Below are 5,292 nucleotides of genomic sequence, written 5' to 3'. Positions count from 1 at the left end.
GGTGACGCTGCGTCAGGCGGCGGGGGTGACCCGCCAGATGACATTGCCCACGTCGTCGGCGACCAGAAGTGCGCCGGTCCTGTCGGTCTGGACCCCGACCGGACGACCCTGGGCCTGGCTCTGTGCGTTCAGGAAGCCGGTCAGGACATCCTGGGGCGGGCCCGACGGCTTTCCGCCTGCGAACGGCACGAAGATGACCTTGTAACCGCTGGGCTCGCTGCGGTTCCACGAGCCGTGCTGGCCGATGAAGGCCCCATTCCGATACCGGGGCATGGCAGTCCCGTCGTAGAAGGTCAGGCCCAGTGATGCCGTATGAGCCCCCAGCGCATAGTCCGGACGAATGGCCGAGGCGACCATGGCCGGATTCTGCGGCTTGACCCGTTCGTCGACAGTCTGGCCGTAGTAGCTCCACGGCCAGCCGTAGAAGGCCCCCGGCGTCACCGAGGTCATATAGTCGGGTACCAGATCATCGCCGATTTCGTCGCGCTCGTTGACCGCGACCCACAGCATCCGGCTCTCGGGGTTCCAGGCCATGCCGACCGGGTTGCGCAGACCCCCGGCGTAGACGCGGCTGACGCCCGTCATCCGGTCGATCTCCAGAATGGCGGCGCGGTTGGTCTCCTCGGCCATCCCGTGGTCGGCGACGTTGGAGTTCGATCCCACCCCGACATAGAGCTTCGATCCATCCGCACTGGCGACCAGGCTCTTGGTCCAGTGATGGTTTCGCTGGGCCGGCAGGTCGGTCAGCTTGACCGGCGGCTCAGACGCCTCGGTCTGGCCGTCCTGATAGGGCACGCTGACCACGGAATCGGCGTTGGCGACGTACAGCCGTCCCCCCGCCAGCGCCATGCCGAACGGCGAGGTCAGGCCCGAGAGGAAGACGGATTTCATCTCGGCGATGCCGTCCCCGTCGGCGTCACGCAGCAGGGTGATCCGGTTGGCGCTGGGCGTCACCGACCCGGCCTTCTTCATGAACAGGGTCTGGAAAAAGCCCTTGATCCCCTCGTCCTTCTTGAGACCCTCGGGCTTGGGCGGCGCAGCACTTTCGGCGACCAGGACGTCACCGTTGGGCAGGCGATAGATCCAGCGGGGGTGGTCCAGCCCGCTGGCAAAGGCCTGAACCCTCAGGCCCGGCGCCGCGGTCGGTGTCGCGCCGGCCGGCCAGCCCACGGCGTCGGCGACCTTCACGGTGGGGAACATTCCCCGGTGCGGCTCGGGCAGGGTGGGGTTGGGGCCGAACCCCGCCGACGGCGGCAAGGCGGCGGGCCCTCCGCAGGCGGCCAGCGTTAGGGCGGCGGCAGTCGAGGCGGCCAGCAGGGCGGTTCGGGACATGGTCAGGCTTTCGGATCAGTTCGGAAGCGGGGCGGGAAACTCGAGACGGTCGGTATCATAGCCCAGGGCGCGGGCGCGCTGAACCAGCCGCTCCAGCTCAGCCGGCGGAGGCGCTGTGCGGGTATAGATCCACAGCCGATCGAAGGTGGGGTCGGCCGAGATAAACCAGCTGTAGGCCTCGTCGTGATCCAGGATCCAGAAGTCCCACGTCACCAGGCCGCCGAAATAGCGGGCGCGGAATTTGGTGTTGGCACCGGGGTCCAGGATGGTGGCCCGGGCCCCGATGGCCTTCTCCTTGCCGGTCGGGGTCTTGTCCTGACAGGTGTCGCGCAGGGTCAGGCTGTCGGGACCGGTCAGGCTGTAGCTGGTGGTGCCGGCGACGCAGCCGTCGGTCAACCGCATCGGGGTGCGCCCGATCTCGAGCCAGCGGCCACTGTACAGGCGCTCGGCGTCCACCGCCTTGGCCGGCTGGGGCGCGCGGTAGGCGGACATGGGCGGGGCGGTCACGCAGGCCGACAGGGCCATCGCGGCGGTCGCCGCGACCAGAAGGGTTCTCAGGGACATGGTCCGCTCCATAAGCGCATCTGCAATCCCGCAGCTACGTCGAGGTTCCGTCGACGGACGCGGCCTTAGCCGACGCTCAGATCGCGGGGCGGGCTGATCCGGCGAAAGCGCGCCTCGATGAAGGAAAACAGCCCGAAGGCGATGAAGCCCAGGGCCACGCATCCCAGCACCCAGGGCCCCGCCGGCTGGGCCGCCAGTCCGTCCAGGGCGTCGCCGAAGGTGCGGACCTCGGACGCGCGTGAGCTCAGGCCGCCCAGCACCACGAACACGCCGAGCGGCAACAGGGACACCCCCTTGGCGACATTGCCGGCCTTGGCCAGGGGCGACAGCCGTCGGCACAGGGTCTCCGAACAGGTCAGCCTGCCGGTGAAGTCGGCCCGCAGACCGTTGACGACGTTGCCGATCCCGATCCCGATGATGATCAGTCCAACCCCGATCAGCAGCAGGTCGCCGGACGGAAAGGCCAGGACCCGCGCGGCGGCGTCATGGGTCGCGACGGCGCCCTCGATCCGGGCCTCGGCCGGGCGGTCGATCCACAGCAGGCGAAGGGCTGTCAGCGCCAGCGCCAGGTGGACCAGGCCGTTGGCGCCCTGTCCCGCCCGCTTCATCAGTCCGTCGCGAGAGCGGCCTTCGTGGTCGGCGTCGAAGACGGATTGCAGCACGCACCACTGGACGAACGCCAGAAGCCCAAGCCCCAGAAGAAGCAACCAGACCCGGCCCAGCGGCTGGGCGGCCAGCCAGAGGGTGGTCTCCTGGGATCCTGCCGCCTCGTCGAGCACCCCCAGGGCGGCCAGCAGGGTCAGGACACCGGCCGACAGATAGACGAAGCCGAGCGCCCCATAGCCGATGCGGGCCGCTGTCTCGATCGCGTGGTGGACGGGGCGGCGTCTGGCCGGAATCAGGGATTTCACCAAGGGCAGGCGGTGGACCCAGCGGTCGAGGCGGGTCCGCGCGGTGTCGATGATTCTCACGTGGCGCGCCTCCCGACCGGCATGAACACCTCCGGGGCTCAAAGGCTCCATGCAGCGGCGTGGAGGGCAAAGGCGCGCCTTGCGTCTTGAGCGGCGAGCGAACGTCGCCATATTGCGCGGGCGGGCCGGACGACAACGTCGGGCACCGGGGAGCCTCCATGCCGTCCGCCATCACCATCACGGGTCTGACCAAGACCTACAAGTCGGGTCTGCAGGCCCTGAAACAGGTCGATCTGACCATCGAACGCGGCGAGATCTTCGCCCTGCTGGGTCCGAACGGGGCAGGCAAGACGACCCTGATCTCGATCGTCTGCGGCATCGTCTCGCCCTCGACCGGCACGGTCATCGCCGACGGGCACGACATCCAGAAGGACTATCGGCTGGCGCGGTCGAAGATCGGCCTGGTGCCGCAGGAACTGACCACCGACGCCTTCGAGACCGTGCTGGCGACCGTGACCTTCAGCCGGGGTCTGTTCGGCAAGTCGCCGAACCCGGCCTTCATCGAACAGGTGCTCAAGGACCTGTCGCTGTGGGACAAGAAGGACTCAAAGATCATGACGCTGTCGGGCGGCATGAAGCGCCGGGTGATGATCGCCAAGGCCCTGTCTCACGAACCCGACATCCTGTTCCTGGACGAGCCGACCGCTGGCGTCGATGTCGAGCTGCGCCGTGACATGTGGGGGCTGGTGCGCAAGCTGCGCGATCGCGGCGTCACCATCATCCTGACCACCCACTATATCGAGGAGGCCGAGGAGATGGCCGATCGAGTGGGGGTGATCCTGAAGGGCGAACTGATCCTCGTCGAACAGACCGCCACCCTGATGAAGAAGCTGGGCAGGAAGACCCTGACGCTGAACCTGACCGAGACGCTGGCCGCCGTGCCGCCCGAACTGGCGCGCTGGAACGTCAGCCTGAACGCCGAGGCCCATGAACTGGTCTATGAGTTCGACGCCAATGCCGAGGACACCGGGGTGCCGTCCCTGATCCGGGCACTGGAAGAGCTGGGGATCGGCTTCAAGGACCTGAATACAAAGCAAAGCTCGCTCGAAGACATCTTCGTCAGCCTTGTCCACCGCGATAAGACGACCGGAGCCGCCGCATGACCTTCAACGCATTCGGCGTCTGGGCGATCTACCGGTTCGAGATGGCGCGGGCCCTGCGTACCCTGTGGCAATCGGTGGTCACGCCGGTGATCACCACGGCGCTTTATTTCGTCGTCTTCGGCTCCGCCATCGGCGGGCGGATGACCGAGGTGGACGGGGTAGCCTACGGGGCCTTCATCGTGCCGGGGCTGATCATGCTGAGCCTGTTCACCCAGTCGATCTTCAATGCCTCGTTCGGCATCTATTTTCCAAAGTTCACCGGCACGATCTACGAGATCCTGTCGGCACCGGTCAGTCCGATGGAGATCGTCATCGCCTATGTCGGGGCGGCGGCGACCAAATCGGCGGTGCTGGGGCTGATCATCCTGGGCACGGCGGCCTTCTTCGTGCCCTTGCAGGTGCTGCATCCGGTGGCGATGTTCGCCATGCTGGTGCTGATCTCGGTGACCTTCAGCCTGTTCGGCTTCATCATCGGCATCTGGGCTGACGGGTTCGAGCAGCTGCAGATGATCCCGATGCTGGTGGTGACGCCCCTGACCTTCCTGGGCGGGTCCTTCTATTCGATCGACATGCTGCCGCCGGTGTGGCGCACCATCACCCTGTTCAACCCGGTGGTCTATCTGATCTCGGGCTTCCGCTGGACCTTCTATGGGTCGGGGGATGTTGCCGTGGGTTGGAGCGTGCTGGCGACCCTGGGTTTCCTGGGGGTGTGTCTGCTGATCGTCGGCTGGATGTTCCGGACCGGCTACCGTCTGAAAGCCTGAGGAGACATCGCCATGGTCGAAGCCGTCTGGAACGGGGCCGTCATCGCGCGGTCCGACGATACCGTCGTGGTCGAGGGCAACCACTATTTCCCGCGAGAGGCGGTGGACGCCGCCGTGCTGAAGCCCAGCGCGACGACCAGCGTCTGTGGCTGGAAGGGGACCGCGTCCTATCATTCGATCGAGGTGGACGGCAAAACCAACACCGACGCCGCCTGGTATTATCCCGAGCCCAAGTCCGCTGCGGCCGAAATCACCGATCGCATCGCCTTCTGGAAGGGCGTTCAGGTCCGCTGACCGGCGGCCGCGACCGTCGTCCGGGGGGCGGGTCATGAATCCGACCCGGTTCGGAGGCAAGTCTTCCGGCCCCGTACGAAGACCCCCGCGTGAGCCCGCCATGACCGATCGAGACGACGCGACCGAAGACACCCCGCCGACGCCGTCCCCCATCCCGTCGCAGGTCGCGCACCAGCCCTTCGTGCGTCGTCAGGCCCAGTGGGGTCGACCGCCGTCGCAGATCTTCCAGGTCGGGCCCCTGCCGAAGGCGACGCCGCTTCCGCC

Annotated in this window: 6 protein-coding genes; 3 read left to right on the top strand and 3 right to left on the bottom strand. The window is 67.1% G+C overall.

What is annotated here, in order from left to right; genetic code table 11:
- Positions 1-12: 12 nt before the first annotated feature.
- The 3 genes from JHC99_RS17300 to JHC99_RS17290 form a co-directional block, all read right to left on the bottom strand.
- Positions 13-1,332 (bottom strand): sorbosone dehydrogenase family protein, encoded by a 1,320-nt coding sequence (locus tag JHC99_RS17300; protein ID WP_292155893.1) that lies wholly within the window; start codon positions 1,330-1,332, stop codon positions 13-15.
- Between the two features lie 15 nt (positions 1,333-1,347).
- On the bottom strand, positions 1,348-1,896 hold the full coding sequence (locus tag JHC99_RS17295) for a lipocalin family protein (RefSeq protein WP_292155892.1): 549 nt from the start codon (positions 1,894-1,896) through the stop codon (positions 1,348-1,350).
- Between the two features lie 65 nt (positions 1,897-1,961).
- Positions 1,962-2,867 carry a DUF1206 domain-containing protein gene (locus JHC99_RS17290; protein WP_292155891.1) on the bottom strand — a complete coding sequence of 302 codons (906 nt, stop codon included), beginning with the start codon at positions 2,865-2,867 and terminating at the stop codon, positions 1,962-1,964.
- Positions 2,868-3,025: 158 nt separating this feature from the next.
- Here JHC99_RS17290 and JHC99_RS17285 point away from each other — a divergent pair, with 158 nt between their 5' ends.
- Genes JHC99_RS17285 through JHC99_RS17275 form a run of 3 tightly spaced genes read left to right on the top strand, consistent with a single transcriptional unit; the run spans position 3,026 to position 5,028 of the window.
- A complete protein-coding gene (locus tag JHC99_RS17285; protein ID WP_292155890.1) occupies positions 3,026-3,970 on the top strand; it encodes an ABC transporter ATP-binding protein in 945 nt (314 codons plus the stop codon).
- Complete coding sequence (locus JHC99_RS17280) at positions 3,967-4,734, top strand: ABC transporter permease (protein WP_292155889.1); 768 nt, start codon at positions 3,967-3,969, stop codon at positions 4,732-4,734. Before JHC99_RS17285 ends, JHC99_RS17280 begins: the two co-directional genes overlap by 4 nt.
- A 12-nt stretch (positions 4,735-4,746) precedes the next feature.
- The gene (locus tag JHC99_RS17275) at positions 4,747-5,028 is read left to right on the top strand and encodes a DUF427 domain-containing protein (RefSeq protein WP_292155888.1); all 282 of its coding nucleotides are present in this window, start codon (positions 4,747-4,749) and stop codon (positions 5,026-5,028) included.
- The last annotated feature ends 264 nt before the right edge of the window (positions 5,029-5,292 follow it).

The sequence above is a fragment of the Brevundimonas sp. genome (assembly GCF_016463485.1).
Classification (GTDB): domain Bacteria; phylum Pseudomonadota; class Alphaproteobacteria; order Caulobacterales; family Caulobacteraceae; genus Brevundimonas.
This window is presented reverse-complemented; position numbering and strand designations above follow the sequence as displayed.

What these genes read in the sequence shown, in the direction of transcription:
- JHC99_RS17300 (WP_292155893.1), bottom strand. Translation starts at nt 1,332, where the DNA reads ATGTCCCGAACCGCCCTGCTGGCCGCCTCGACTGCCGCCGCCCTAACG.
- JHC99_RS17275 (WP_292155888.1), top strand. Translation starts at nt 4,747, where the DNA reads ATGGTCGAAGCCGTCTGGAACGGGGCCGTCATCGCGCGGTCCGACGAT.
- JHC99_RS17280 (WP_292155889.1), top strand. Translation starts at nt 3,967, where the DNA reads ATGACCTTCAACGCATTCGGCGTCTGGGCGATCTACCGGTTCGAGATG.
- JHC99_RS17295 (WP_292155892.1), bottom strand. Translation starts at nt 1,896, where the DNA reads ATGTCCCTGAGAACCCTTCTGGTCGCGGCGACCGCCGCGATGGCCCTG.
- JHC99_RS17285 (WP_292155890.1), top strand. Translation starts at nt 3,026, where the DNA reads ATGCCGTCCGCCATCACCATCACGGGTCTGACCAAGACCTACAAGTCG.